Source organism: Micromonospora sp. DT201 (genome assembly GCF_049841575.1).
Classification (GTDB): Bacteria; Actinomycetota; Actinomycetes; order Mycobacteriales; family Micromonosporaceae; genus Micromonospora.
In genome coordinates this window covers 1-236 of record NZ_JBNCKP010000121.1, presented here as the reverse complement: position 1 = coordinate 236, position 236 = coordinate 1, and the positions used below count along the sequence as shown (strand labels likewise).

The 236-nt window shown below is 70.3% G+C and carries 1 protein-coding gene; it reads left to right on the top strand.

Translation table 11 applies throughout. The features are described 5' to 3' along the window. Positions 1-236: acyltransferase domain-containing protein (locus tag ACLQ28_RS34655; protein ID WP_425690469.1), on the top strand; the 236-nt coding region annotated here is incomplete at both ends.

Here is a 236-nt window from a genome sequence, read left to right as displayed (position 1 = left end):
CCCGCTGCGGTGATTGGTCACAGTCAGGGTGAGATCGCCGCCGCGCACGTGGCGGGGATCCTGTCGTTGTCGGATGCGGCGCGTTTGGTGGCGTTGCGGTCGCGGGCGATCCGCCGGTTGTCGGGTCTGGGTGCGATGGCGCACGTCGCGGTGCCGGCGGCTGATTTGGTTCTGCCGGCGGGGGTGTTCGTGGCGGCGGTGAATGGCCCGTCGTCGACGGTGGTGTCCGGTGACGT